Annotated in this window: 25 protein-coding genes and 2 tRNA genes; 16 read left to right on the top strand and 11 right to left on the bottom strand. The window is 51.7% G+C overall.

Features of this window, described 5'->3' with window-relative positions; all coding sequences use genetic code 11:
- The first annotated feature begins 8 nt into the window (after window positions 1–8).
- From QGH09_05515 to bamD, 4 genes are all read left to right on the top strand, one after another.
- Entirely contained in the window at window positions 9–731 is a 723-nt protein-coding gene (locus tag QGH09_05515) for a PASTA domain-containing protein (protein ID HJO17637.1), read from the top strand.
- Window positions 728–1,408, top strand: a complete 681-nt coding sequence (gene rpe, locus QGH09_05510; GenBank protein HJO17636.1) for a ribulose-phosphate 3-epimerase — start codon at window positions 728–730, stop codon at window positions 1,406–1,408. The genes QGH09_05515 and rpe overlap by 4 nt, the downstream gene beginning before the upstream one ends.
- A 391-nt stretch (window positions 1,409–1,799) precedes the next feature.
- Window positions 1,800–2,750: an NAD-dependent epimerase/dehydratase family protein gene (locus QGH09_05505; GenBank protein ID HJO17635.1), complete on the top strand. Its 951-nt coding sequence runs from the start codon at window positions 1,800–1,802 to the stop codon at window positions 2,748–2,750.
- A complete protein-coding gene (gene bamD, locus QGH09_05500; protein ID HJO17634.1) occupies window positions 2,747–3,559 on the top strand; it encodes an outer membrane protein assembly factor BamD in 813 nt (270 codons plus the stop codon). Before QGH09_05505 ends, bamD begins: the two co-directional genes overlap by 4 nt.
- 6 nt (window positions 3,560–3,565) lie before the next feature.
- Here bamD and pgsA read toward each other — a convergent pair whose 3' ends face one another.
- A complete protein-coding gene (pgsA, locus tag QGH09_05495; protein ID HJO17633.1) occupies window positions 3,566–4,168 on the bottom strand; it encodes a CDP-diacylglycerol--glycerol-3-phosphate 3-phosphatidyltransferase in 603 nt (200 codons plus the stop codon).
- Window positions 4,169–4,276: 108 nt separating this feature from the next.
- Between pgsA and QGH09_05490 the strand changes: the two genes are divergently transcribed.
- From QGH09_05490 to QGH09_05475, 4 genes are all read left to right on the top strand, one after another.
- Window positions 4,277–5,338, top strand: coding sequence for an NDP-sugar synthase (locus QGH09_05490; GenBank protein HJO17632.1), 1,062 nt, complete (start codon window positions 4,277–4,279; stop codon window positions 5,336–5,338).
- Between the two features lie 4 nt (window positions 5,339–5,342).
- On the top strand, window positions 5,343–6,701 hold the full coding sequence (locus QGH09_05485) for a phosphomannomutase/phosphoglucomutase (protein ID HJO17631.1): 1,359 nt from the start codon (window positions 5,343–5,345) through the stop codon (window positions 6,699–6,701).
- A gap of 59 nt (window positions 6,702–6,760) precedes the next feature.
- Window positions 6,761–6,835 (top strand) — tRNA-Gly (locus QGH09_05480).
- Window positions 6,836–6,860: 25 nt separating this feature from the next.
- A complete protein-coding gene (locus QGH09_05475; GenBank protein HJO17630.1) occupies window positions 6,861–7,310 on the top strand; it encodes a polymer-forming cytoskeletal protein in 450 nt (149 codons plus the stop codon).
- Between the two features lie 22 nt (window positions 7,311–7,332).
- Here QGH09_05475 and QGH09_05470 read toward each other — a convergent pair whose 3' ends face one another.
- Window positions 7,333–7,995, bottom strand: coding sequence for a YdcF family protein (locus QGH09_05470; GenBank protein HJO17629.1), 663 nt, complete (start codon window positions 7,993–7,995; stop codon window positions 7,333–7,335).
- 435 nt (window positions 7,996–8,430) lie between these two features.
- On the opposite strand from QGH09_05470, the gene QGH09_05465 reads away from it, so the two are divergent.
- Complete coding sequence (locus tag QGH09_05465) at window positions 8,431–9,567, top strand: aminotransferase class V-fold PLP-dependent enzyme (protein HJO17628.1); 1,137 nt, start codon at window positions 8,431–8,433, stop codon at window positions 9,565–9,567.
- A 48-nt stretch (window positions 9,568–9,615) separates the two neighbouring features.
- Window positions 9,616–10,743 carry a glycosyltransferase family 9 protein gene (locus QGH09_05460; GenBank protein ID HJO17627.1) on the top strand — a complete coding sequence of 376 codons (1,128 nt, stop codon included), beginning with the start codon at window positions 9,616–9,618 and terminating at the stop codon, window positions 10,741–10,743.
- A 19-nt stretch (window positions 10,744–10,762) separates the two neighbouring features.
- On the opposite strand, the gene QGH09_05455 is transcribed toward QGH09_05460, so the two are convergent.
- Window positions 10,763–12,181: a hypothetical protein gene (locus QGH09_05455; GenBank protein HJO17626.1), complete on the bottom strand. Its 1,419-nt coding sequence runs from the start codon at window positions 12,179–12,181 to the stop codon at window positions 10,763–10,765.
- 231 nt (window positions 12,182–12,412) lie between these two features.
- Here QGH09_05455 and QGH09_05450 point away from each other — a divergent pair, with 231 nt between their 5' ends.
- The 3 genes from QGH09_05450 to QGH09_05440 all read left to right on the top strand — a co-directional run bounded on the left by QGH09_05450 (window position 12,413) and on the right by QGH09_05440 (window position 16,148).
- Window positions 12,413–12,952, top strand: a complete 540-nt coding sequence (locus QGH09_05450; GenBank protein ID HJO17625.1) for a hypothetical protein — start codon at window positions 12,413–12,415, stop codon at window positions 12,950–12,952.
- Window positions 12,953–13,026: 74 nt separating this feature from the next.
- A complete protein-coding gene (locus QGH09_05445; protein HJO17624.1) occupies window positions 13,027–15,081 on the top strand; it encodes a PQQ-binding-like beta-propeller repeat protein in 2,055 nt (684 codons plus the stop codon).
- Window positions 15,082–15,098: 17 nt separating this feature from the next.
- Window positions 15,099–16,148 carry a peptidyl-alpha-hydroxyglycine alpha-amidating lyase family protein gene (locus QGH09_05440; GenBank protein ID HJO17623.1) on the top strand — a complete coding sequence of 350 codons (1,050 nt, stop codon included), beginning with the start codon at window positions 15,099–15,101 and terminating at the stop codon, window positions 16,146–16,148.
- Between the two features lie 649 nt (window positions 16,149–16,797).
- Here the strand turns inward: QGH09_05440 and QGH09_05435 are convergent.
- Window positions 16,798–17,010, bottom strand: coding sequence for a cold shock domain-containing protein (locus QGH09_05435; GenBank protein ID HJO17622.1), 213 nt, complete (start codon window positions 17,008–17,010; stop codon window positions 16,798–16,800).
- 159 nt (window positions 17,011–17,169) lie between these two features.
- Window positions 17,170–17,712: a hypothetical protein gene (locus QGH09_05430; protein HJO17621.1), complete on the bottom strand. Its 543-nt coding sequence runs from the start codon at window positions 17,710–17,712 to the stop codon at window positions 17,170–17,172.
- Window positions 17,713–17,944: 232 nt separating this feature from the next.
- On the opposite strand from QGH09_05430, the gene QGH09_05425 reads away from it, so the two are divergent.
- Entirely contained in the window at window positions 17,945–18,106 is a 162-nt protein-coding gene (locus QGH09_05425; protein ID HJO17620.1) for a hypothetical protein, read from the top strand.
- A 44-nt stretch (window positions 18,107–18,150) separates the two neighbouring features.
- Here the strand turns inward: QGH09_05425 and QGH09_05420 are convergent.
- From QGH09_05420 to der, 3 genes are all read right to left on the bottom strand, one after another.
- A tRNA-Pro gene (locus QGH09_05420) sits at window positions 18,151–18,227 on the bottom strand.
- 26 nt (window positions 18,228–18,253) lie between these two features.
- Window positions 18,254–18,493: a hypothetical protein gene (locus QGH09_05415; protein ID HJO17619.1), complete on the bottom strand. Its 240-nt coding sequence runs from the start codon at window positions 18,491–18,493 to the stop codon at window positions 18,254–18,256.
- Window positions 18,494–18,773: 280 nt separating this feature from the next.
- Window positions 18,774–20,150 carry a ribosome biogenesis GTPase Der gene (der, locus tag QGH09_05410; GenBank protein HJO17618.1) on the bottom strand — a complete coding sequence of 459 codons (1,377 nt, stop codon included), beginning with the start codon at window positions 20,148–20,150 and terminating at the stop codon, window positions 18,774–18,776.
- A 97-nt stretch (window positions 20,151–20,247) separates the two neighbouring features.
- Between der and QGH09_05405 the strand changes: the two genes are divergently transcribed.
- Window positions 20,248–20,541 (top strand): HU family DNA-binding protein, encoded by a 294-nt coding sequence (locus tag QGH09_05405; GenBank protein HJO17617.1) that lies wholly within the window; start codon window positions 20,248–20,250, stop codon window positions 20,539–20,541.
- 263 nt (window positions 20,542–20,804) lie between these two features.
- On the top strand, window positions 20,805–21,533 hold the full coding sequence (locus tag QGH09_05400; protein HJO17616.1) for a site-2 protease family protein: 729 nt from the start codon (window positions 20,805–20,807) through the stop codon (window positions 21,531–21,533).
- A gap of 34 nt (window positions 21,534–21,567) precedes the next feature.
- On the opposite strand, the gene priA is transcribed toward QGH09_05400, so the two are convergent.
- The 3 genes from priA to coaBC are packed head-to-tail and all read right to left on the bottom strand — an operon-like array spanning window position 21,568 to window position 25,776.
- Complete coding sequence (gene priA, locus QGH09_05395; protein ID HJO17615.1) at window positions 21,568–23,793, bottom strand: primosomal protein N'; 2,226 nt, start codon at window positions 23,791–23,793, stop codon at window positions 21,568–21,570.
- Window positions 23,794–23,843: 50 nt separating this feature from the next.
- Entirely contained in the window at window positions 23,844–24,551 is a 708-nt protein-coding gene (locus tag QGH09_05390; GenBank protein ID HJO17614.1) for a uracil-DNA glycosylase, read from the bottom strand.
- On the bottom strand, window positions 24,520–25,776 hold the full coding sequence (gene coaBC, locus QGH09_05385; GenBank protein ID HJO17613.1) for a bifunctional phosphopantothenoylcysteine decarboxylase/phosphopantothenate--cysteine ligase CoaBC: 1,257 nt from the start codon (window positions 25,774–25,776) through the stop codon (window positions 24,520–24,522). The genes QGH09_05390 and coaBC overlap by 32 nt, the downstream gene beginning before the upstream one ends.
- Between the last annotated feature and the right edge of the window lie 2 nt (window positions 25,777–25,778).

Below are 25,778 nucleotides of genomic sequence, written 5' to 3'. Positions count from 1 at the left end.
GTGATTTGATGACCCTGACGCGTAACGTGCTGGGCGTTGGGAAGGCCCTCCTAGTGACCGGCGCAATGGTGGCGACTTACTTCCTTTTCGCCGCCGCCGGTTTGCGTGTCGCACTTCGATCACAGGAAGTATCCGTTCCCGACCTAGCCGGTCAACCAATTGCAACGGCTACTGCAACTCTCGAAGAGTTGGGACTTCTAGTACGTGTTGATCCAGCGCCGCGGTTACACCCTTCTATCCCTGCCGGGAGCGTGATTCTACAACAGCCCCCGGCTGGATCAACAACCCGCCGACAACGAACTGTTAGAGTTTGGTTAAGCGGTGGCTCTCGGCCCAGTCAGATTCCCGCTTTAGTTGGTCAAACCGAGCGCAGTGCCCAATTAAGAGTCCAAGCGGACAGCCTGGAACTCGTAAGCGTCGCCGAAATACGGTCAGGTCGATACCCCCGGAGCACAGTGCTTGCCCAAGAACCGCCGCCAGACACTCGCAGCACATCAGTGTCGTTACTTGTAAACCGAGGCGAGCGAACCGTTACCTATGTGATGCCTGACCTAATCGGCGCCGACGGCACAGGAGCGGCCGACATTTTACGAGAACAAGGATTTCGAATTACAGTCGTCGGAGATCACCCATATCCAAACGTGCCCCCCGGTATTGTCCTTCGTCAATATCCCCAAGCAGGTTTTCAAATCACCCCTGGTGAACCAATTTCCCTTGAGGTGAGCCGGTGAGCGTCCAAATCGCTCCTTCAATTCTTTCGGCTGACTTCGCGGAATTGGGTAGAGCTGTTCACGCCGTAGAGCAAGGTGGTGCCGATGCCATACATGTGGATGTGATGGATGGTCATTTCGTGCCCAACTTATCAATTGGACCCCCAGTTATAAGTTCTATAAAGCGAACCGCACGGGTTCCGTTGGATGTCCACTTAATGATTGAAGACCCGTATCGGCATCTTGAGGCTTTCGCAAAAGCCGGAGCCAACACTCTTTCTATTCACGTGGAAGCACAACCCAATCTTAGCCAGGCGCTGACTTCAATTAAGAAACTGGGTCTTCTCGCTGGAGCTGCACTTAATCCCTCAACCCCGGTCACGGCTCTCGAAACTGTTGCCTCCGAAGTCGACGTGGTTTTAGTCATGTCTGTAAATCCGGGATTCGGAGGACAACGATTCATACCCAGTAGCATCGAGAAAGTCCGAGCCATGAGAGTCTTGCTAGAAAGCGTGGGTAATCCAGCACCGATTTCGGTCGACGGAGGAGTAGATTTGAGCAACGCCGGCGAACTTGTGGCTGCCGGGGCGAACATCCTAGTAGCTGGCTCAGCGATTTTTGGCCAAGACGATCCTACTAAAGCCACACGCGCTTTAAGGGCAGCAACCAACGTACGAGCTATCAGGGAGCCAAAATAGGGGTGCGGTCTTCGACTTCACTTATTCGAGTACGCTACTCAGAGACCGACAAGATGGGCGTTGTGTATCATGCGAATTATCTAGTTTGGTTTGAAATTGGCCGCACGGATCTTCTGAGGACAATCGGGTGGAGCTATCGCCAGATGGAAGCGACTGGGGTTTTACTTCCTGTCATTGAGGCCCACTGTGAGTATCGAAAACCGTGCAGATACGATGATGAACTCGAAGTGATTACTCGCGGGGAACTACTCTCACCGACTCGAGTTTGCTTCAACTACGAAATTCGCTGGCTCGACGGAGAGGCTAGCGCGATTGGTCGGACAGTGCACGCAGCAATCAACGTACAAAGACGACCCTGTCGCTTGCCAGAACAACTTTCCTCGGTGTTCGCATGAGAGCACTAGTAACTGGGGTTGCTGGTTTTATAGGCTCAAGTCTAGCGGAGATGCTCATCGCCCGCGACACTGATGTAATCGGCGTTGACTGTTTTACCGATTATTACCATCGATCAGTTAAGGAAGATAACCTCTCAAGACTCCTTTCTAAATCGAGATTTCACTTTACTGAACTAAACCTGCTTAATTGTAATGTTGCGGATTTACTCAAGGGCGTGACCCACGTCTTTCACCTCGCAGCTCAAGCTGGAGTCCGTCGGAGCTGGGGGCAGGACTTTAGCATCTGCACGTCGCTCAATATTGACGTCACTCAAGCACTTCTTGACGCATGCGTTCATCAGCCGATCGAACGCTTCGTCTACGCCTCAAGCTCTTCTGTCTACGGCAACCAAGTAGACCTACCAATGCGTGAGGACGCTTTACCTCGGCCCGTTTCACCTTATGGTGTAACCAAGCTCGCGGGAGAGCAACTATGTTTGCTCTACCATCTCAACCACGATGTCCCGGCCGTAGCTCTACGCTACTTTACCGTCTACGGACCCCGTCAACGTCCGGACATGGCATTCCATCGCTTTCTTAAGGCTGCAATAGATGGGACACCGGTCCACCTATATGGTGACGGACAGCAGACTCGAGATTTTACCTTCGTAGACGACATCGTCACGGCCACCATGGCCGCAGCAACTGCCGGAATTCCCGGCCGCGTGTACAATGTGGGAGGCGGCTCTCGCGTGTCGATGAATCAAGTAATCGAACTTATTGCCAAGATTACTGATAGCTCCCTTGAGATCAACCGGGATGCAACCCAAAGTGGAGACATGCGTGACACTTACGCCGATATCACTTTGGCACGAAGTGACCTGGGCTTCGATCCAACCGTAGCATTGCCGGATGGCCTACGAGCTCAGTACGAATGGCTGTCTAGGCACAACGGGTTCAGTTCATGAGGTCAACGATCGTTTCTAATGAGCAGGCGCCGTTAACTTCTATAGCTGTCGCCCTCCTCTTGACGAGTGGCATGGCCTGCACTGTTCCAGATCCAGCGGCATTACCTCCAGGCACACCAGAGCCAGATCGTTACCTATTCGAACACGGCTCCGCCCTGTTCGAAGATGAAAATTGGGACAAAGCACAAACTGTGTTTCGTCGCCTCGTGGATGTATACCCACAAAGCCCTTATCGTTTTGACGCGAAACTTGCTATCGGCGACTCCCTTCTGGGCAACGGAGGTCTTTCATCACTAATCCAAGCCGTAAACGAATTCGAGGAATTCCTCAGGTTTTACCCAACTCATCCACGTGCGGCCTACGCACAATTCAAGATAGGCATTACATATTCTGAGGGCATGTTGGCTTCCGACCGTGATCAGACATCAACGAAAATGGCCATCGAAGCCTTCGATCTGTTTTTTGAACTATACCCGGACAGTGACCTCATAGACGAGGCCCGTAAATGGCACAGGACAGCGCGAGATCGTCTTAGCGAGGCTGATTTTCGTGTTGGTGAATTCTATTTCAACGGAGGCTGGTATCCAGGGGCAATACAACGCATGCGAGCGGTGTTGGCCGAGGACCCTGGATACACCGCTCGGGATGCTGTTTACTTCGTACTTGGCGAATCACTCGCAATAATCGGTCAAGGAGATGAAGCCTTACCGTATTTCAATCAATTAGTTGATGATTTCGAACAAAGTGCATATTTGGAGCCGGCGCGGAGAAGAATAGCTGAACTTGAAAGTCAGGAAGGTAAACGATAAACATCGTCACTCACTGCGAGCCTGGCGGTCGGTATCGGCCGTGAGTTCTGCGCCTCGTGAACTTAACTTTTCATGAAACCTGCGGTAATAATCAAGCGCCGACACCAACGCGGTTACCAACACCACCCACAACGCTATCTGCCCCAACACAAAGAATTCCTGCAGATAATCCCGCCCCAAAGTCAGCAGTACGATCGCAATAACTTCGGACACCATTTTGATCTTGCCGAGGGGTGACGCAACTATGGTTATACCCCTCGAGTATGCGATGCTCCGCAATACAGTAACCCCGAGTTCTCGTCCAAGAATGATGGCCACCATCCATGCAGGGGCTAGGTCTAAGGCAACTAGCGACACGAAAGCCGCCGTGATGAGCAACTTGTCGGCCAGGGGATCCATTAATTGACCAAGTTCGGTAACCTGACCACGGCGCCTGGCAAGATATCCATCGAGCCAGTCAGTACAGGCAGCCAACAGAAATATAACCGTGCCGATTAACTCCTTGCGAACGCCAAAAATCATGCGCCCTTCGAACCTGGTTAGGAGGACGACCACTAACAGTGGAATTAGGAATATGCGTCCTAGCGTAAGCGAATTAGGTAAGTTCATAAGCTTGAAAGCACCGTCAAGGTGGCCTCATTTTAGACTTCTTCACCACTCGCAACAAGACCAACTTAAGGTCAAAACCACGCATTTCTCCATCAGTCTGAAACTACGATGAAAGCAATTCTCCTGGCCGGAGGCAAGGGTACACGTTTACGACCTTTGACCTCGAACATGCCAAAACCGATTGTGCCGATATTAAATAGGCCTTTTCTTCTATACCAGCTGGATCTACTCAGGCGTGTCGGCTCAGTTGATGAAGTAATATTGAGCTTGAACTATCAGCCTGATCAAATCGAAGAACTTATCGACAGCCTGCCGAACCTGGGACTCAAGATTCGGTATCTCGTTGAACCTCAGCCAATGGGGACAGCCGGCGCGATTCGGTTTGCATTGGAGTTCTTAGACGACACCGTGATCATTTTTAACGGTGACGTCCTTGCCGAGCTCGATCTGAAGGCCGTACTCCAATTTCACAGGACTCGTGGAGCTAACGCCACCATCGTCCTCAAGCCTGTCGAGAATCCTTCAGCCTACGGTCTCGTTGAAGTCGATCAAGACGCCAATGTGAAACGCTTCATAGAAAAACCTGGCAATCAGAAGCTTACCTGCAACACTATCAATGCCGGGGTCTACGTAATTGAGCCGTCGATCCTTCATCGAATTCCAAAAGATACCCCCTGGTCTATTGAACGAAGCTTTTTCCCGTCGCTGGTTGATGACGGAGAGCGGTTTGTGGCCTACGTGTCCACTGGCTACTGGATTGATATCGGGACCCCGAGAAGTTACCGGCAAGTCCATCGTGACATCATGGACGGCAGGTTCCCTGCCGAACCCTTTAGGTCAAGACCAAAAGGCGCCGTTGTCGTGGCCGCTTCCGCGAAGATCGAAGACGGCGTAGCACTTGAGGGTCCCTGCTTCATCGATGAAGAAGTTGTGGTCAAGACGGGTGCGCGGATAGGAGCCTACACCGTGCTGGGCCGTAAGTGCGAAGTCGGGAGTAGCGTCAACGTTGAAACCTCCATACTTTGGCCATCCTGCGCCATTGGAGAGCAGGCTTCGTTAAGCGACGTAGTGCTAGGCCAGGGGTGCTACATCGCTCCCAACGCCGTCATCTCCGGAGTTACCCTGGGGGACAAAGCCGTAGTCCCCGACCCATCGAGCACTGCGGATTAATGCCATGAGTGTCACTTCATCCATCTTTAAGGCCTACGACGTCAGAGGGATTTACCCTGACGAGTTCGACGAGTCTGTGGCTGAACTGGTTGGCCAAGCCTTCGTAACCTATCTGAATGCGAAACGCCTGGCTGTCGCCCGAGACATGCGTCTATCGTCAAACAGTCTAGCCGCCGCATTCATCGAGGGAGCAAGAACTCAGGGCGCCGATATTGTTGATTACGGCTTGGCGAGCACTGACATGCTTTACTACGGTGTCAGTCATGACAAACACGATGGCGGAGCAATGATCACTGCCTCCCATAATCCGAAGGAATATAACGGCATCAAACTGGTGGGCCGGCAAGCGTCAGCACTCAGCGGAGATGAGGGAATTACCAGCATTAGAGATATGGTTATTCGGCACAATATTCCGTCTCCCACCTCAGCACGCGGCACTCTCTCCCAGGCACAACTACTCGATCAGTATGTCTCTCACGTTCTCTCCTTTATCGATACTTCAATCATAAAGCCGTTTCGACTTGTACTCGACGCAGGTAGCGGAATGGCGGGGTTAGCGGCTCCGAGTATTTTCGATTCACTCCCTTGCCAGACAACACGGCTGTGCTTCGAAATCGACGGCTCATTTCCGCACCACGAAGCCAATCCACTTATCGAAGCAAACCGAAAACATCTCGTATCCACGGTTGTAGACTCCCAAGCCGATTTGGGAATCGCGTGGGATGGAGACGCGGACCGTTGCTTTTTCGTTGATGAGAATGGTCACTTTGTGCCGGGCGACTTCGTAACAACTCTGCTAGCCGAAGCTTTTCTACTGAAGCATCCAGGGGCAACCATAATTTACGACGTTCGAGCAAGTCACGCGGTACCTAACACCGTCGCTCGTCATCAGGGCAAGCCGTTAATCAATCGTGTTGGGCATGCCTTTTTTAAGAAGCGGATGCGCGAAACAAATTCTATTTTCGGCGGTGAAGTTACAGGCCACTACTACTTTCGAGACAATGCTTTCGCGGACAATGGGCTTATTCCAGCGTTACTAATTCTCGAACTGCTGTCAAAACATGAGGTATCCCTGACTGAGCTTCTGACTCCACTACGATCGCGCTATTTTATTTCTGGCGAAATCAATACGACTGTTAAGGACATGTCGATAATTCCAACTAAACTCGATCAGATTTCAGCCTGTTATTCAGATGCCATCCAGCATCGGATTGACGGACTGTCTATTGAATATCCTGACTGGCACTTTAACCTCCGCGGCTCCAACACTGAACCCTTATTGAGATTGAACTTGGAAGCCAACACGCCCAACCTGATGGCCGACAAGCGGGATGAAGTGTTATCACTAATTCGAGCTGGGTGACACTGACGGGTAGCTGAGATGCTAGCGCTACCTCTGTTACAATTGGGGTTTGAACACCAGCGGGAGTAGCTCAGTGGTAGAGTCACGGCTTCCCAAGCCGTTGGTCGCGGGTTCGATCCCCGTCTCCCGCTCCAAATATATAGATTGGGACTAAGCTTCATGCCTAGAAAAGTCGCCGAGGGTAACGTGGCACGCTTCGAGCCTCCTGCTACCCTCCCCTTAGATACTCCAAAGGCCGAAATGGTCACGTCGGTGGGGGAAACAGTTACGATCAAAGGCGAGTTGTACGCTCACGAACACGTGATCATTAACGGAACCTTTGAAGGCACGGTCAGCGCGCCTGACCATGGAGTTGCGATCGGTCCTCACGGAAGTATTGAGGGTAGGATTTTCGCTAAAACAATTACGGTTCTTGGTCGAGTAATTGGAACCCTAACAGTCGAGAGGTTGGCCGAGCTTCGACGGACCGCACAAGTTCAAGGTGAACTCATAGCAACCGATGTTGTGATGGATGATGGAGCCTTACTGCAAGGTTCCATCGATACATCTAAACCAGACATAGCGATGCGCGTGGCTCGATATCGTGCAGACCGTGATGATCCTGCCTGAACACTACATCCAAGCAGGAACTCTAATACGCTAACCAATAGAACAGCGTCCGCTGCAGCTCAAAAATTCCGTTACGCAAGGTCGTCCGCTCTTTCCACCATGAATCAGCTCTGAAATCATCGGCGCCAGACGGGCGAAGCGATATTCTCACAGGCTGACGATCGAATATCCGTTCAAAGATAAACCCAGCTCGAGCGGTGTGATACGCCGAAGTAACGACGATGAGACTCGTGACATCATTCGCCTCGGACCATTCTGCGGCCATAACGGCTTCGTCTCGAGTGGAGCTGGCTCGCCCAGGAAGTAAGGAGATCGCTGACCGAGGCACGCCTAAGCCTTCGAGATGGTAAAGGCGGATTTCCAAGAGATCAGAAAGACCAACCCCTCGCCGTGCCAACTCTTTTGCTCCTGGAGCCTCTCGACCTACAGAAATCGCTACTCTGGGAGCAAATCCTGCCCGATATAGATCGGCGCCCTCAATCTCCCGTTCAGCAAACTCACCCCCGGACAGAATGACAATCGCGTCAGATTGCTCAAGGTTATCGCTCCGTATCAGCTGTCCTCCTAGCCAAGTAAGTATCGGAGCCCTCGAAAGAACTCCGGTAATGATGCAACCCGCAAGGAAAACACCAATAAAAACAAACTTCCGTCTCTTGCCTCGCAGGGCCACTCCGATTGATAACATGCCCAAATCACCCTCAATATCAATATCTATATGACCAACTAACTCTCAAATCCACATTACGCCTCACGGTCTCCAACCTTGTCCCTCTAACTGACAGTCTAGCGTAGTCATGAAAACCTGCGGAATAGAGTAGGTAGCATTTCGAGGGCATTGTCCAAGCCACTGAACACAATCAAATTTAAATTGTATACAATTGGATTCGTAATCGTTATCAGTTCGGCGTGATTGTTGACGTGCTACTCACAGTCATAGGACCGCTGGACAAATCACCTTTTTGAGCTTCGTGGCTGACGAATTTTTTTGCGGCGTTCTAAGTAACCTTCAACGCAAACTCGACAGGGAAATGCCATGACTAATGTTGACCGTCGCCACTTTCTAAAGACTACAGGCGCTTTAGGACTAACACCTTTATCATCCCCGAAAATGAATTCGACAATGTCTATTAAAAGAAATCCACTAGGTATCCGAGATGATTTTGCTGTTACCCAGAATCAGACATATCTGAATACCTCTTACGTAGGGCCCTTTCCACGTGTCGTCCATGAGGCCGCCATTAAATATGCCAATGAACAACAGCTAACGCCTGCGAAGGGTCTCGGCATTTCCATGGAGATAAAGGAAGCTACGCGCGTGAAGTTCGCTGAACTATTTGGCGCTACCAGAGACGAAGTGGCTCTTCTTTTCTCGACGAGTGACGCAGAAAATATCGTAACCAGCGCCATCGATCTAAAGGCTGGCGATAACGTCGTCATTGACGAACTACACTTTATTACCTCATTCGTCCTATACCGTTGGCTAGAACAGGCAAAGGGCATCGAACTGCGTATCGTTCCGCATACGAATGGTCGCTCCCGAATTCAAGACTTCGAATCGAGGACTGATGCACGTACTCGTCTCATTTCAGTAGCCTGGGTTTCCAATCGTAATGGATACCGACACAATCTTCCTGCCCTAGCAGAGCTTATCCATGCCAACGGGGGATTTCTCTTTGCAGACGGAATTCAAGCCTTGGGCTCTTTTCCGACCAACCTTCGTGAAACCGGAGCGGATTTTGTCTGCGCCAACTCGTATAAGTATCTACTCGCGAGCTGGGGAGCTGCTCCCTTCTTCGTTCGCGAAGAACATCTTGACCGCATCACACCAGACAGATTCGGACACAATCAAGTTTCCAGGTCACTGCCGAATTATAATTTTGAGCTAAAGACTTCAGCCGAAAAATACGAGTACGCAGGACTCATCTACGGTGCTGTTGCACAATTAAATGCTGCACTTGGCTACATTAACCAGGTTGGACTGAGTCGCATCGAGGCGCACACCGTGGCACTGGCTCAGACTCTTCGAAATGGTATCGCCAAATTGGGCTACAGCATGTTTACTCCTGCCAATAATCCATCCTGTATTACCAGTTTCGATCACGGCCTCGACCCTGGACTCATCCGACGCGTTCTTGACGAAGAGAACATTAGTGTCTCTTTTCGCGAAAAGGAAACACAAATTCGTGCAAGTGTTGGAATGTTTAATAATCAAGACGACATCGATCATTTCCTTCGGGTCCTATCGAGACTGGCTTAACACAATCTCAATGAACATATAGAAATCGATTCGCACCACGATCGAGCTGTGAAGATTCTCCTAATTCGTTTACGTCTTATTGGCGATGTAGTCTTTACAACCCCGGCTATTCGAGCACTAAGGCAACGGTTTCCAGACGCTGAACTGGTCTACCTTGTTGAACGTGCCGCTGCCCCTGTCTTATCCGAGAACCAACACCTCACAAAACTGATCATCGCCGAGCGACCTCGGGGATTTCGACGCCTAATATACGACTTACAACTTGCGCAAAGACTTCGCGCCGCACGCTTTGACGCAGTCATTGATTTTCATGGAGGGCCGCGCGGGAACTGGTTGACCTGGGTAACCCGCGCTCAGACTCGAATCGGATATTCGATGCCCTACAGACGTTGGCCATATACACATCTCGTCAGAAGACCAGTCCAAACAGAGCCACGTCACTCGGTTATGAATCAGTGGGACCTACTCTCTTCCCTCGACAAGAGCCTCGCCGCAAGGCCTGACCCAGAACGCGATCCCGTTGAAATGAACGGAAATATAGAAACGGCACTCTCGGTTTATAAAAAACTGATCACTGCTGAACTAATCCGTAAAACGATCGCTTGTCGACGTTTAGTACGTGACAAAACAAAAGGTTTCGTAGTCATTCATGTGAGAGTCGGTACTCCCTTCCGGCAATGGCCCATTGAATTCTTCATAGAAACAATCGTCAACCTTGCCGCCTTTGACCCAGAGCTGCGATTCGTTGTGACTTCTGACCCGTCCGATCCGTCTACAACGAATCAGATTATCACTGAAGTACACGCAAGAACTGGAAGGGCTACGCCGTTGGTAACTTCAGCAGATCACTTTGGTGTAGCTGAATTGCAGTCACTGATTATTAGGGCAGCTTTGTTCATTGGCGGCGACAGCGGTCCCCTTCATATAGCCGCGACCACCACAACACCTATTGTGGGTATCTATGGGCCAACACTGGCCACAAGGTCCTCACCGTGGAGGAGTCCTGCTCTAATTACAGAGTCAGTCGACGTTGGGGAGTTACCGTGTCGCCCTTGCGATCAACGACACTGTGAACCTGGGGATTTTCGCTGCCTTAGAACTCTCCCAGCGATAAAAGTGATCTCAGCAGCCAAGAGGGCCCTCACAAAACAATTAGCCCGAACGCTCGCTACATAAAGGTCGTTGCGCCCCAACCTCACTCCAGATTGAATCTGACGACAAGTCCCCACTTATCGGTGCCTCGGCCGGTAAAAGCTCGGGGTCCGTCAATTGGATCAATGCCTGAGACCCAGGGGAATGGATTCGACATTAAATTACGATAAAACGCCAAGGTTACAACTTCACCAAAATCCGCATACATGCGAAATACCGTTGAGCGTTCCTTCTTACCCATTGACACCTTAAGGAGTTCTTGTTCAGAAAGATATTTAATCAAGGAATCATCTCTTGATAACTCCTCACGTGTGATCACCGTGCCGATCTTCAAGTTCTCCGTTACCGGGATAAAACTATCAATCCCCCCGTAATAGCCTGATTTCTTAATTGGCGCGGTACCGAAGCCTAACATCTGCGCTGAAGTCTCTGTTGGGCCCCACGTGTAATTTGCCCACTCACCAAAGGCGGTTAAAAACCTAACAGGAGAATAGCGAGCTGAGAGCACCACGGCCGAGTCATGTCGTTTACTCGCAAAGTAGTTTGGTAAACGTTCCACTTTGGAGCCGCTGAACCCTCGCTTAACAGCACCACGCACCTCAATTCCCGGATACGGGGCAAAGGCACCAGAAAGTAATACCGTTAAGGCAGAATTTGTGTCCAAATCTGGATTCAGAAAATAGAAATAGTCGTAATCAGACTGTCGATTACCATCGCCTAAGAACCCAGCCAGGTTAAGCGTGGCTAGAGGGGTATCGCGACCACTATCTTCACCAGCCACCAGTGAAATTACAGTGCCGAAATTTGATTCAGCATTAATGCGCTGTATATGGGTCGCATCTTTTGAAGTAAACGAGCCTGCATCTTCCCAATGAAAGCCAATCGGCAGCATAAAGCGCCCAAATTTAACTTTGGTGAAACTCGGTTCATATGAAAGGTAGGCCTGACGCAGTGCTCCCTGCTGGTTAACTAGGTCAAGCGCAAGAAACCGATAGTCGTCAACACGCGTTCGTCCATCTGGATCGCAACCAACGGTTGGCCCGATTGCATCTGGACTATTTGGAAAGAAAAAGTTTTTCTCACCGCACGCAGGCAATGCGCTCGTTTCCGTTATCGGATTAATTTCAAATACATACGACAATCGTTCGCTAATACTGCCTGAGAGGTTGACAATGGCGTACCCAACCCGTCCTTGCTTCTCGAGTCCTAATGATGCCTGTGCTGAATCATGGCCATATGCGGCCATGAAACGGACCTTCACACGAAGCCGGTCGTCTTCAGCAACAACGCGACCCTGTTCTTCATTCAGGGACCGTCTCTCCGGTTTAGACGCCGAACTCTTAGTAGGTCCAGACCTTTGAGGATCGATTTGCCGCGCCAAGAGAGGCGCGTTTACTAGAATCAGTATGCAGAACACCAGAACTGAACGGAGTAATTGCTGGATCCAACAGATTGATGGCATTCGGGCTATCATACTGGCTAGACTGCGAAAGAAAGACGGTATCAACAAATTACCATCGTCGCATCGGTTCGTCGTTGAAGACTTCTATTAAGAGTTCGCTCAGACATCTTTCAAGTGTAGCGTATTTGCCTGTATTGGCTGAGCCTAGTTGAACTTCAGGTCGCCGATGTAAAGCGTCAAGGGATGGACGACGCAGATTGTGTGTTACCGGCTCGATAAAAGGAGAGTGACATGGTGAACCTGCTTGCATTTCTAGTTCTAATCGCGCAAGTCAGCTCAGTATCAATTCCTGCCGTGACCGTAACAAACTCCGAGCTTCAAGAAACTCTAGATATCGCAGTCGCCCAAGGAATAACTGACTCACCCATGCGTACCATCGATGCTGGTGGATACCATGTTGGCGTAGCGATTGTTGGGCGAGGCCCGTCAGCAAACGTGGTGGCGGGTACGATTCACAGCGAAGTGACCGAGGTCTACAGCATCGTTGAGGGCTCAGCAACACTGGTAACCGGCGGCCGACTCATCGCACCGCGAGCTCGTGAGAACACGGCTCTGAGACGCATGTTGTCGGGACCCGGCTCGACGGGCACTGGCATGGAAGGTGGGATGGTTCGCCAGGTAAACAAGGGTGACATCATTATTATCCCTGCTGGCACGCCACACTATTTTTCAGACATCCCAGAATCCATTACCTACACTATTGTCCGAATCGATCCGGGACGAGGATTAACGTTACTAGACAGAATCCCACCCCCCGAAATGTTGAAGTAGGCTGCGCCCGAGTATAATTCTGGCCGACAGGATCGCACCGTGAATCGTAAGATGATGAAGGACCGACGATGATCATGAAGTCAACTGCTGTTGTAATACAACAGAAAATCATTACCTCCTGGCTGCTCATTCTGATTCTTTTTTGTGGAACAGCGAACCTAGCCGTGGCTCAGAGCCAGGACCCTATTGCAGGGGACTGGCGCTACATCGGTGGAGATGCAGCACACACTCGATATTCACCGCTCGATCAGGTCGACGCTAGCAACTTTGAAGACCTCGAGGTCGCCTGGATATGGCGCGGGGATAACTTCGGTCCCAGTGTTGACTACGTGTTTCGATCGACTCCGATTTATGTTGATGGCCTTCTGTATACCGTTGCTGGGCAGCGTCGAACCATCGCCGCAGTTGACCCTGCCACCGGGGAGACGGTGTGGACCTACCGCGAACCACACACCACACGTTACGACCGAGGCATGCGAAATAATTACGGTAAGGGTGTTGCCTATGGAGAGGTCGATGGTCGAGGAGTCATCTTCGCTAGCAGCCCAGCGTTCTTTCTTCACGCACTCGACGCGAAAACCGGCCGCCACCTAGAGGACTGGGGACAGGCAGTCCCGTTAGCTGGTTTTCCAGAGGGCGGCGTCGTGGACCTGCTTCCGGACCTCGTAGCGGACTGGGCTCCATGGCTTGATTCTGGTTACACCTACGATCCCGATCATGGAATTCCCCGCGAACTTGGCAATCTGAGCAGTTCGTCACCGCCAATTGTGGTCAACGGAGTAATCATCGTAAGTAATGTTCACGAGCAGGGCTACTACCAAACTCGTATCGAGAATATCCCCGGTGACATTCTGGCCTACGATGCCCGTACGGGAGAACACCTGTGGAAGTTTCACGTGATTCCTCGTCCGGGAGAATTTGGGCACGACACCTGGGAAAACGACGCCTGGCAGACGGTAGGTGACGTGTCCTCATGGGCTCCGATGTCAGCCGATCCGGACCGGGGCATCGTCTATATCCCAACCAATCCGCCGACAATCGACTTTTACGGTGGATTTCGCCCAGGAGACAATCTGTTTGGCACAAGCCTTCTCGCCCTAGACGTTAGAACGGGCCATCGGGTCTGGCACTATCAATTAGTTCACCATGACATCTGGAACTTCGATAATCCTACAGCCCCAGTACTCTTGAACGTCACCGTCGATGGACAGTCAAAACCCATCGTTGTGCAGACTACGAAACAGGGTTGGGCTTACACTTTTGACCGAGAGACCGGAGAACCGATTTGGCCAATCGAGGAACGAGAAGTGCCCAGATCAGAAGTGCCAGGCGAACAGCTCTCCCCCACTCAACCCTTTCCAACCTGGCCATTGGCCTATGACATGCAAGGCCTAACTGAATCCGACCTCATCGACTTCACTCCCGAACTTCGCCAAGAAGCACTAGAGATCATTAAGAACTATCGGATTGGACCAATCTTTAATCCTCCGATACAAACTGGACACCCATCAGGGCTCCGTTCGTTTGTTAGTTGCCCAAGCGGCGCAACCAACATCTTCGGCCCGACCTCGGCCGACCCTGAGACCGGTATCCTCTACGTTGGCTCATTGACTGGATGTCGGTCTGAAAATATTGTCCCAGGGCATGAGATTGACGAGCCAGACGATCCAAAGACCACGGGCAAGACCATCTCGGATTATGCAGTTATTAACAGGGGAAACTTTCGTGGCCCACAAGGACTACCAATCTTTAAGCCTCCGTATAGTCGAATCACGGCCATTGACATGAACACGGGTGAACATTTGTGGTGGATTCCTAATGGAGATACACCTGATCGAATCACGAATCACCCCGCCCTCAAAGACGTTCCGCTACCAAATACCGGTGTAACATCGCATCCGGTGACGATGGTTACGGCAAGTCTATTAATTCATGCTGAAGGCACTGCTGGCCAGCCCTTACTCCGAGCAATCGATAAGTCAACCGGTGCACGACTTGGCGCAGTCGAATTGCCAGCTTCTGGCCAGTACGGAATGATGACCTACATGCATAATGAGCGACAACACATTGTCGTACAGATTGCAGGACGAAACCAGCCAGGGTCGCTCGTAGCCCTTCGCCTTCCTTGAGTAAAAAGGAGATAGTTATGTTGCGGCATAGTCACACTACGCTCTTCTTAGCGCTTTGCATTGTGGGATTCACCACCATTGGCGTCACTCAACTGAAAGCCCAATCGGTCGCGAATAATCCATATCATGCGGTCCACGGATGGGAGTCAATGCCCAACGGGTGGAAGCTCGGTGTTCCAAGTGGTATTTTCCCTGACCCAGACGGTAGGCACCTCTGGATTCTCTCCAGATGCGGAGCAAATCACTGTGCCAATTCAGATCAGGACGCTATCTTCAAATTCGACCTCGATGGTAACGTCGTCAAGAGCTTCGGTGCAGGCATGTTCTCCTTTCCGCATGGTTTCTTTCTCGATCACGAAGGGTATCTATGGGTAACTGAAGGTGCACCGGCAGGCGATGCACGGGAAGTCGAGGGATTGAAACGCGGATTAGGACATCAAGTGTTCAAACTAGACCAAGATGGCGAAGTCGTAATGACTCTTGGCGAGGCGGCTGTTTCAGGCTACGGACCTAACCACTTCAATGGACCTGCTGGTGTCGTCGTTGCACCCAGCGGCGTGATATGGATCAGTGATGGACACCGCGGGGGAAACAACCGGATTGTGAAGTTTTCAAAAGACGGTGAATTCCTTCTCGAAGTGGGGGGTGGCGTTGAGGCACGGAGTGGCGACCCGGGGAAATTTAACGACCCGCATGACATAACGATTGATTCCGAGGGCCGAATAATCGTTGCAGACCGGGGAAACAACCGCGTGCAAATCTTTGATCAGGAAGGTGCACTCCTCGCCGTGTGGACTCAGTTCGGTAGGCCCAGCACGGTCGTCGTCGATTCACACGGCGCCATCTACGCTGGTGATGGTATGTCAAATGACCAGTGGAACCCTGGCTGGGAGCGTGGGATTCGGATCGGCGACGTTCAAACAGGTTGGGTCACCTCCTTTATTCCTGATTCCGAAGCGCCAACCGGCACCGGAGTAGAATTTCTCGGCGTAGACTTTGAGGGAAACATTTATTCTGGGGAGGTCGGTAGGCAACGACTGGTTAAATACGTTCGCTTCAGGCCCTAGAGATTCACACCTTAATGTCTGTCGCCAACTCGAAAGGTTTTGCCCTCACAGCACCATTCACGCTCACCACTCTGATCTGTATGGTGGGATGTGCGTCAGCCCCATCAACAGTCGTCTCTCTGAACCCAACCACTCCACCTATTGCCCGATCCGTCTCCGATGGCGTCTTCACAAACAATCAGGCAGTTAGGGGCCAACAAAGCTTCGAAAGGACTTGTGAAGCCTGCCATCGCACTCGTGAGTTTCGAGGATCCGCGTTCCAACAAGAATGGTCCGGTCGCCCACTTGGGGATCTTTTACAGTTATTGGTGAGCACCATGCCGCCGAATGATCCAGGATTCCTAAAGCTTTCAGAATACAGAGATATTGTGAGCTACCTGCTTAAGCAAAACGGATACCCCACTGGCGCAACGGAACTACCAGCTGATATTTCAGCTCTTATGGAGGTACATTTCGAACTTCGAGGTGGGGTCTAGAAATAACAGAACCCGGGCACTCATCGCGCCCGGGCCTGCTCATTCAGTAACCGAGGCACCGGCGACGAGTGTTCTCATCGCCAGTGCATCGGCAAGTTAAGCCTGCCTGAAGGTGTCATCGATGTTCTCGCCCAAAGCATGATGAGCGCAGTACGGAGCACCTTGCGCTGGGACTATCCGCCAACCTTTACAACGTTTTCCGCCGCGGGTCCCTTCGTGCCTTGAACCACATCGAATTCGACCTTCTCGCCCTCCTGAAGGCTCTTGAATCCCTCACCTTGAATAGCGGAATGATGAACAAATACGTCCTTCTCCCCATCATCACGCGTTAAAAAACCAAAACCCTTGCTATCGTTAAACCACTTTACTGTTCCGGTCATACTCATGTTGATACTCCAGTCGTTCATTCTTAGTGTGACGCCAATATAAAAAATCCAACGCGTCAGCGGCGTCAGCTGCCGCGATGGTTTTGGTCCTCGTAAATAAGGAACACAATTTCTGACATGATGACCGCTCAGGTTTAAGCACTACCCTTCACGCCCATCCTATGACTCCGCCGTGGCCCCGAGGCCTAAGAAGCTCATCAGGACCAAGCTGGTGACAATTGAAATAAACCAGCCGATTAGACATACACCCACCGCCCGACCAGTTGTCGAATAATCTAAGGCTTGACGAACGGCAATCACCATCGCAACAAGCATCCATATAGAAACTATGGTAAGCAGGATAGGCCCCAACCCGGCAATGCCTCCAAAGGCACGGAGAATTCCCGGCGCCTGGGCGAAGCCCGTGGTCCGCAGTAGCTCACCTACATCTGCACGCGTTTGTGGTTCAGCGAGCACTCGAGTGCCAATGATGTAGGTAAGAAAGGCCCAAGTGCCCCAACCGATCAATGCAGCAATGCCGCCGAGCACGAACCCACTAACACCCGCTCCAGCCAAGGCTGGCGCGCCAAGGCCTCCTGCCACGCTGGACAACAACACGACACCAATGGCCTGACCCGTGGCACTGGTATCAGCTTCAACCTCTTCGTAGACAGCCACGTCGAGCCTGGCAGCCCCGATTAATCGTTCGCTAAAACTTCTCAATTCAATGCTCCGTACACGACCGCGATTCTATTTTGCATTTGAAATAGGTGCCCCTAAGCAGCTCAATAGCGGCCACTAGTGCTTCAACTTTTTGATACTAAGAATTAAGGCTTAAGGACTCTTGATGGTAGTGGAGGGGCAAACCGGATAACAATCACTCTCGGATAGATACACTATAGCAAAAGGGCACGATCCTAGCAAACATCACAATTTCGTAAGAACGATTTTGGGAGTGATTAGCGACCATATTGGTCGGATTTGGCTCCGATACGCTCACACCGATGAGGTGTATGGAATTGTTGGCCAGACTGTAGCCGGCCTAGCCTCACTGGCTGGCGGCATCTTGGTTTGGACCGCCTTGGCCCTATCTTGGCGACGATTCATCAAACCATAAAGGAAAAAGGCCAGAGCGGAAAACCGCCTTGGCCCTTCCAGACTTGGTCGGGATGACTGGATTTGAACCAGCGACCCCCTGACCCCCAGTCAGGTGCGCTACCAAACTGCGCCACATCCCGCTATTGGAACCATAACCCCGATAGTTTCAGCTCCGAGTCCGTTTTCGCTTGACCGTCTTAGCCTTCCGACGACTCGTTGTCTTTTGACGGCTTCGCTTCGTGGACTTCGATCGCCCCGGACTACTTACATCCTTATCAAGCATCTCAAGAATGCCGCGAAGGCCTGTCTCTATCTCGGTCAACTTCTTGTGTAATGCAGAAGCAGCCTTAACAGACACCGCACCATTCTCTTCACCTTCATTTAGAAGACCCTGCTCTTCATCCAAACGGCGTCTCGCGCCTGCTAGAGTCAGACCTTCATGAAAAGTTAACTGCTTTATACGAAGGACTCGTTCAACATCGGAACGGCGATAGACGCGAGGCCCGCTTCCTTTAGCCTTACCGAGGTCGCTAAATTCTTGCTCCCACGATCGTAAGACATAGGGTTTAATTTCAGCGATTTGACATACCTCTGAAGACCTAAAAGAAGGGCGTCTGGGAATTCTGATTGATTTACTACCGTCCACTGTCGAAGCCTCAGAGATCAGTATAGCATGCAGACCTACGCTACTTTTGACGCCGCCTCACATGCAAACGAATCGGTGAACCCTCGTAACCGAAGGCATCCCGGAGTCTATTTATAAGAAAGCGATCATAAGAAAAATGAAATCTGGTAGCAACATTCGTGAAACAGACAAAGGTCGGTGGAGCCACGGCCGATTGAACCGAATAGAGTATCCGAACCTCTCTCCGGTCAGGACTCACCGGAGGATGGGTCGCAGTCACTTCCTGAAAGAATCTATTAAGTTCGCCTGTTGGTATGCGGTGTTGCCTAGCCTCGGATACCTTATCAACAGCTTCAAGCAGTCTCGGCACACGCTCACCCGTTAGCGCCGAAATATGCAAAAAGGGTGCGTAATCCATAAACTTCATCTGACGTTTAGCTAGCTCATCGAACTCACGCACTCCCTCTTCACTAATCCCTTTCATAAGGTCCCATTTATTCACAGCAACGATGACACCACATCCAGCTTTATCAGCTGCCCCGATAATTGCAGCGTCTTGGTCGGCAACCCCTTCTTTTGCATCAATAAGAAGCACCGCAACATCTGCCCGTTCAATAGCTCGTTTGGACACAACTACACTCACCGACTCAATCTTGCCGCCCTTTGCGACCCGACCTGGTCGCCGAATGCCGGCGGTATCCACGATACGAAAATGACGGCCACGCCAGACCAACAATTCGTCTACAGCGTCACGAGTCGTACCCGGGCGATCACTGACCATAACCCGCTCCTCACGTAACAATCGATTCACCAGTGAGGATTTTCCGACATTCGGTCGACCGACAATCGCCACTGCGGTCTCCTTTCGGTCATCCGTTGTTTTAACTCCAGAGCCACTAATAGAGCTCCCAGACGGATGTTTGTCCTGAAGCAATCGGACTAGTACATCCAGAAGATCACCGGTTCCGGTTCCGTGCTCTGCGGACACTTCCATGACCAGATCGAAACCTAATTGAAGAAACTCAAAACTCCGGTTTCGTGCACGCCGATCATCGAGCTTGTTAACCGCCAAAACCACTGGAACTCCGACCTTTCGCACTAAATCGGCCACTGCGTGGTCAGGCGGCACCAGCCCTTCCCGTGCGTCCACGACAAAGACAATCACATCGGCAGAATCAATCCCAAGCTGCCCCCGCTCAAGCACTTTGAGCTCTAACGGATCATCACTCGCACCGAACATCCCACCGGAATCAACTAGGCGAAAGCTGACCCCACGCCATTCTGCATCCTCGGCCACAAGGTCTCTGGTGGTTCCTGGCGTTGTCGTCACAATCGCCTTTCGCGACCTTGTAATCCGGTTAAAAAGAGTAGATTTACCAACATTCGGTCGGCCAGCGATCACGACTGATGGAAGAACTCCCCTCCGTTTAGTTGTCATGGCAATAGTGGTTACAATTAGGAACAGTTAGGTCTTTACTTGACAGCGTAAGTCACCATATTTATGATAGTTACACACTGTGGTGAGTTCATAAGTCATGATTAAAGTAGACATCGTGAACAAAGTTTCGGCGACTGCAGGAATCACCAAGGTAAAGGCCGAAGTTGCAGTTGACGCCGTGTTCGAAGCAATGCGCAAATCGATGCGCAGAGGGGAAAGAATCGAACTCCGCGGCTTCGGGGTCTTCCAAGTGAAGCCTCGCAAGCGCGGTATCGGGAGAAACCCTCGTACGGGTAAGGAAGTTCGAATTCCCCCTGGCCGAACCATCCGATTCAAGCCAGGCAAGGACTTACAGAACATCGGCGTCTCACCGCCGGCAACCACGTCTTGACCTCCCCTCGGGATAATTTTCCGCCTCCACTAGACTCCTCTACCAATTCAGACCGAGAAACAGGACAGTCGGCCGATACCACTACTGTCGAACTAGTTCAGGGACGTCGACCTCGCCCCTATCTCCATCTGCTCCTATTTCTCGGCACATTTGCTACGACAACTCTAGTCGGGGGCTGTCATTACCAAGCTTTCATCTCAGATTTTGGGGTCCGGGACATAGACCCCGAGTCCCTACTGCACCCTCAGGGACTCTGGTACAGTATGACGATTCTCTCAATTCTAGGCGCCCACGAATTTGGTCATTACCTGACCTGCCGGCACTACGGCGTCAGCGCAACGTTACCCTACTTTATCCCGGCACCGATTTTTCTTACTGGCACCCTCGGCGCGTTCATACGAATTCGAGGACCAATCCAAACCAAGCCAATCCTCTTCGACATTGGTGTCGCAGGACCGTTAGCTGGTTTTGTCGTGGCCGTGCCCACATTGGTCGCTGGCCTGAGTCTCTCCCGACTGACACCCTTACCCCGCGACTTCTCTGGCCTTTCCTTGGGCGAACCACTTCTGTTCCAATTCACCTCATGGTTAATTTTCGGCACCGTGCCAGAGGGTTACTCCGTAAATCTCCACCCGATGGCCTTCGCCGCATGGTTCGGATTACTCGCGACTGCTCTCAACCTCTTTCCGATCGGTCAATTAGATGGTGGCCACCTTACTTACGCGGTATTCGGAAAGCGCTCTACGCTCATCACATTCAGCACGCTCTGTATCACCGTCCTACTGACCTTCTGGTCTAGGAGTTGGCTCGTCTGGACCGTCTTGCTTACTGTGATGCTGATTGCCTTCGGACCTCGCCATCCTCCTACACTTGACGAGGACCTACCACTCGATCAGAGAAGACTTGCCGTCGCGTTCGTAGCCTTTCTCATACTCATCCTCTGCTTTACACCGACACCACTTGAACCGTTGGACCTTGTTGAGTATCCATGATTCACAATCGTGACTAAAAACCTGCGCTCTCTACTCATCTGACAAACACAGGGTCAACGTCAACACTAATTCGCCGGCGAATGCGAGGGAGTTGGTCGAGGGCGGTTTCAACAATCTCCCTTAGCCGAGTGCGATGAACTCCTTTCGCAAGGATTTGCACGCGATGTTGCCCTTTTAATCGACTGAGAGGTGCAGGAGCGGGTCCAAGAATCCATCCTGTGTGACCTCGGCACTGAAGTGCCTTCACAAGCTGAAACCCGTCACGCATTGCTGCAGACTCACTAGGGCCACTCACAATAAGGTTAATCAATCCCAGAGTTGGGGGATAGCGCATCACCTGACGAAATTGAAGTTCCTCCCGATAAAAAGCATCGTAGCTCTGCAAACATGCATGTTGGATGCTGTAATGAGTTGGATTTATTGTCTGCACAATCGTTTCCCCGGGCCGAGATCCTCGACCCGCCCGTCCGGCGACCTGCGTAAGTAATTGAAAAGTCCGCTCTCCAGCACGAAAATCAGCTACGCCCAAGCCAACATCTGCCGATACCACTCCTACGAGGGTCACTTTAGGAAAATCGTGCCCTTTCGCGACCATCTGGGTGCCAACCAGTATGTCAATCTCGCCTCGTCCGAATCGTGTCAGCAGTTCATCCGCGGCTCCCCGATGTGCCATGGTATCTCGATCCATGCGGGCAACCTTGGCTTTTGGACAGTGCCGTTGCACCTCAAGTTCGACACGTTCCGTACCAAGCCCAGAGAATTCAAGATATTCACCTTGGCATACCGGGCATCGAGTTGGCACCAATCGGGAATGGCCACAATAGTGACAACGAACTCGCCCACTTGTTCGGTGTATCGTTAGCGACACGCTACAATTCGGGCACTCCGCTGTGCCACCGCATTCGCGGCAAAAGACCGATGCTGCAAATCCTCTTCGATTCAGCAAGATAATGACTTGCTCATGACGGTCCAGCCGATCGCGCATCCCGGATGCTAATGCGCGGCTAAGCACCATCTCTCCCCCTTGCTCGGCGAACTCCTCCTTCATATCAATTATTTGTATGGCTGGAAGTCCTTGGTCCGAGATTCTCGTCGTTAGAGCAATCAGCTCATACCGACCTCGAATCGCATGGTGATAACTCTCAAGTGACGGTGTTGCAGACCCAAGCACTACAAGAGCTCCGGCCTGCTTCGCCCTCATGATTGCCACATCACGGCCGTGATATCTTGGAGTCTCCTCCTGTTTATAGGACCCATCGTGTTCCTCATCCACAACAACCAGTCCAATGTTATCCAGCGGGGTAAAAACAGCAGAGCGGGTACCAACCACAAGATCCACGTCTCCCGCACGTATTCGGGACCATTGAGCATGACGCTCCCTAGCCGACAGACCACTATGCTGAATAGCCACCCTTGATCCAAAAAGACCACGAAATGCTTTAGCCGACGCTGAAGTCAAACCGATTTCCGGAACGAGAATCAGCACCCGTCTTCCAGAATGTAATGCTGCCTTGGCGAGCCGAAGGTAAATCTCAGTTTTGCCACTTCCGGTGATGCCATGCAAAAGAGCGGTTTGAAAACGCTCCGTAGAAAGTATGGACAAAAGCCGCACCAACGCCGCTTCCTGGTCGGGCGTCAGTTGAAACTCCGTCTTCGAAGTAACAGGGTCAGCATTCAATTCATCTCCAGCAATTGGCCTATTCGCTATCCTCACAAGCTCCATATCGGCCAGACGTTTGAGTGTGGACACTGAGACGCCGCATCCATTGAGATCGCTCTGACTGAGCCCCTCGCCCACTTTGCCCAATGCATCGAGCGCAAGACGCTGTTTGGGACCAAGCCTCTTTGCTGTTGTCGGACTCCGGTTGCCAGGGTCTACGCAGGCATAGCTTCGCCCCTTGGCTGTCAAAGTGAAATGACGATACGTCCGAGGAGCTAACCTTCTACCCTGCGGTAAACCGACCTCCAAAACCTGACCCGGTCCACACAGGTAATAGTCCGCCGCCCATAGTGCAAGATCTATGACGGCTTGAGGAAGAAACGGCTGATCGTCGACCTGTTTCAAAATGTCTTTGATCGCTCGGTCAGAAGCCGATTGAATCGGAACGTCATTCTGAATGACGTAACCAATCATCGTCCTCGGGCCTAGCGGCACAGAAACCCGAGACCCAATTGGGGGCATCGGCAACCCATCAGGAACGCTATACGTTAGGAGGTTACGTAACGGAACCGGAACTGCCACCTGCACTAAACGAGGCACGGCTACAGGATATCAATTACCGGAGCAAGGCCGACAGTTACGCCTTGGGGCTAAAGTCCTCTTTCAAGAAGACCACGGACCCTCTTCATATCTTCCCACACCTCTCGCTTACCTTTAGAGTTACGTAACAGGTAGGCAGGATGAAATGTGGGGATAAGAGTCGCGCCACGATATTCGTACTCACGTCCTCGCAGTTTGGAGATTGGCGCATCCATTCTTAGAAGCGTTTTGGCCGCAAACGCACCCAACGCTACGATAACCTTAGGTCGAATCACGTCAATCTGACGAAATAGAAACGGCTCGCATGTCTCCACCTCATCCTCTTCGGGATTTCGATTCTGTGGCGGACGACACTTAATTACATTCGCTATGTAGACCGATTCTCTAGATTGTCCAATCGCCTCAATAATCTTGGTCAGTAACTGCCCCGCTCGTCCAACGAAGGGAATTCCCTGCGTATCCTCGTCTCGACCCGGAGCCTCGCCTACGAACATTAGCTTTGCACTGGGGTTTCCGATACCAAAGACAATCTGCTGGCGACCTAACCCTGAGAGTTTGCAGCGGGTGCATTCGCCCAAGTCCGACCGTATAGCTTCAAGACTCTCAGTGCCTGCAAACGCACTAGCTTCGGTTTCAACTTCGGTAGGCTTTTGCCTTGCTTGAGCACCTCGACCCCGCCAGACCGGATCTTTGCTCAATCCAGTTACACCAAGCTCGCCAAAGTACTTAAGATGCGCTGTTACGGTGTGCGGTTTCACTTAGCACTTTCTGAGGACCCTCGGCTTCTCGGCCCCGTAACAATTCCTCGACACGATCGAGAATTACTTCGGCAATTTCGTTCTTGGTTTGCAACGGCACGGATGTTTCAACATCGTGAGATACAAGAGTAACTGCGTTTGTATCAACGCCAAAACCTGTATCTGGCTGGGACACATTGTTCGCAACGATTAGATCGACGTTCTTCGCTTTCAACTTTGCCCTAGCGTGCACAAGCATCTCTTCGGTTTCAGCAGCAAATCCGACAAGCAGAGGGCTCGACTGCCAAGCTCGCCAAGCTCCCAGGTCCGCCAAAATATCCAATGTCCGGGTAAGCTTTATCGTCTCAACGTGCTGATCCTTGCAAAGCTTTTGGCTCCGTGGACCGTTGGTCGGTGTATAGTCTGCGACCGCCGCTGCCAAAATCATTGCGTCTGCTTCAGTCTTACGTTCCATAACCGACCGGTACATCTCGGAGGCTGACCTCACCTTAACAACCTCGACACCTGCAGGCATTTCCAAAGAGATAGGCCCGGCTACCAGAATAACTCGGGCTCCTCTTCGGGTTGCCGCTTGGGCCAAGGCCCGCCCCATTCGCCCGGTCGAACGATTCCCCAAAAATCTTACCGGATCAAGATCCTCATATGTTGGACCGGCCGTGATCAAGAGGCGTCGGCCAAGAAGCGAGCCGCGTGGGCGCAGGCTTTCTTCTACAGCAGTGACGATACTTGAGGGCTCGGCAAGGCGACCAGGACCAGTCCATCCGCAGGCTAAGTTACCCTCGGTCGGCTCAACGAAGCGGACACCTCTCCCGCGGAGCACCTCCAGGTTTCGCTCAACTGCAACATGACCCCACATATTTGTGTTCATTGCTGGTGCCATTAATATTGGTGCCCTGGTCACCAAATGCATAGAGGTGAGGAAGTCGTCCGCAATACCGTTTGCAAACTTACCGATGATATTTGCCGTCGCCGGAGCCACGACGAGTGAGTCAATCGCAGACGCCATCGATACATGCTCGACAGAAGTATTCAGGCCCTCTGCAAACTGATCTGTAATGACATCTCGACGCGTGATCGCCTCAAAGGTAAGTGGGCCAATAAACCGTTCCGCTGCAGCTGTCATAATGACAGTTACATCGTGGCCATTCTTTTGGAGCCCGCGCGCCACCTCCACCGCCTTGTAGGCGGCAACGCTACCGGTTACTCCTAATGCGATAAAAGCCATAC

The organism is Vicinamibacterales bacterium (genome assembly GCA_036012125.1).
Classification (GTDB): Bacteria; Acidobacteriota; Vicinamibacteria; order Vicinamibacterales; family UBA823; genus UBA11600.
Note: the sequence above shows the minus strand (reverse complement) of the source record. Positions and strands in the feature narration are given on the sequence as shown.

Excerpts from the sequence above, each read along its gene's own strand:
- QGH09_05490 (HJO17632.1), top strand. The coding sequence starts at position 4,277 with ATGAAAGCAATTCTCCTGGCCGGAGGCAAGGGTACACGTTTACGACCT.
- QGH09_05515 (HJO17637.1), top strand. The coding sequence starts at position 9 with ATGACCCTGACGCGTAACGTGCTGGGCGTTGGGAAGGCCCTCCTAGTG.
- QGH09_05450 (HJO17625.1), top strand. The coding sequence starts at position 12,413 with ATGGTGAACCTGCTTGCATTTCTAGTTCTAATCGCGCAAGTCAGCTCA.
- pgsA (HJO17633.1), bottom strand. The coding sequence starts at position 4,168 with ATGAACTTACCTAATTCGCTTACGCTAGGACGCATATTCCTAATTCCA.
- QGH09_05465 (HJO17628.1), top strand. The coding sequence starts at position 8,431 with ATGTCTATTAAAAGAAATCCACTAGGTATCCGAGATGATTTTGCTGTT.
- QGH09_05435 (HJO17622.1), bottom strand. The coding sequence starts at position 17,010 with ATGAGTATGACCGGAACAGTAAAGTGGTTTAACGATAGCAAGGGTTTT.
- QGH09_05470 (HJO17629.1), bottom strand. The coding sequence starts at position 7,995 with ATGTTATCAATCGGAGTGGCCCTGCGAGGCAAGAGACGGAAGTTTGTT.
- QGH09_05485 (HJO17631.1), top strand. The coding sequence starts at position 5,343 with ATGAGTGTCACTTCATCCATCTTTAAGGCCTACGACGTCAGAGGGATT.
- der (HJO17618.1), bottom strand. The coding sequence starts at position 20,150 with ATGACAACTAAACGGAGGGGAGTTCTTCCATCAGTCGTGATCGCTGGC.
- QGH09_05400 (HJO17616.1), top strand. The coding sequence starts at position 20,805 with ATGACGATTCTCTCAATTCTAGGCGCCCACGAATTTGGTCATTACCTG.
- QGH09_05405 (HJO17617.1), top strand. The coding sequence starts at position 20,248 with ATGATTAAAGTAGACATCGTGAACAAAGTTTCGGCGACTGCAGGAATC.
- QGH09_05475 (HJO17630.1), top strand. The coding sequence starts at position 6,861 with ATGCCTAGAAAAGTCGCCGAGGGTAACGTGGCACGCTTCGAGCCTCCT.
- bamD (HJO17634.1), top strand. The coding sequence starts at position 2,747 with ATGAGGTCAACGATCGTTTCTAATGAGCAGGCGCCGTTAACTTCTATA.
- QGH09_05505 (HJO17635.1), top strand. The coding sequence starts at position 1,800 with ATGAGAGCACTAGTAACTGGGGTTGCTGGTTTTATAGGCTCAAGTCTA.
- coaBC (HJO17613.1), bottom strand. The coding sequence starts at position 25,776 with ATGGCTTTTATCGCATTAGGAGTAACCGGTAGCGTTGCCGCCTACAAG.
- QGH09_05440 (HJO17623.1), top strand. The coding sequence starts at position 15,099 with ATGTTGCGGCATAGTCACACTACGCTCTTCTTAGCGCTTTGCATTGTG.
- QGH09_05445 (HJO17624.1), top strand. The coding sequence starts at position 13,027 with ATGAAGTCAACTGCTGTTGTAATACAACAGAAAATCATTACCTCCTGG.
- QGH09_05455 (HJO17626.1), bottom strand. The coding sequence starts at position 12,181 with ATGCCATCAATCTGTTGGATCCAGCAATTACTCCGTTCAGTTCTGGTG.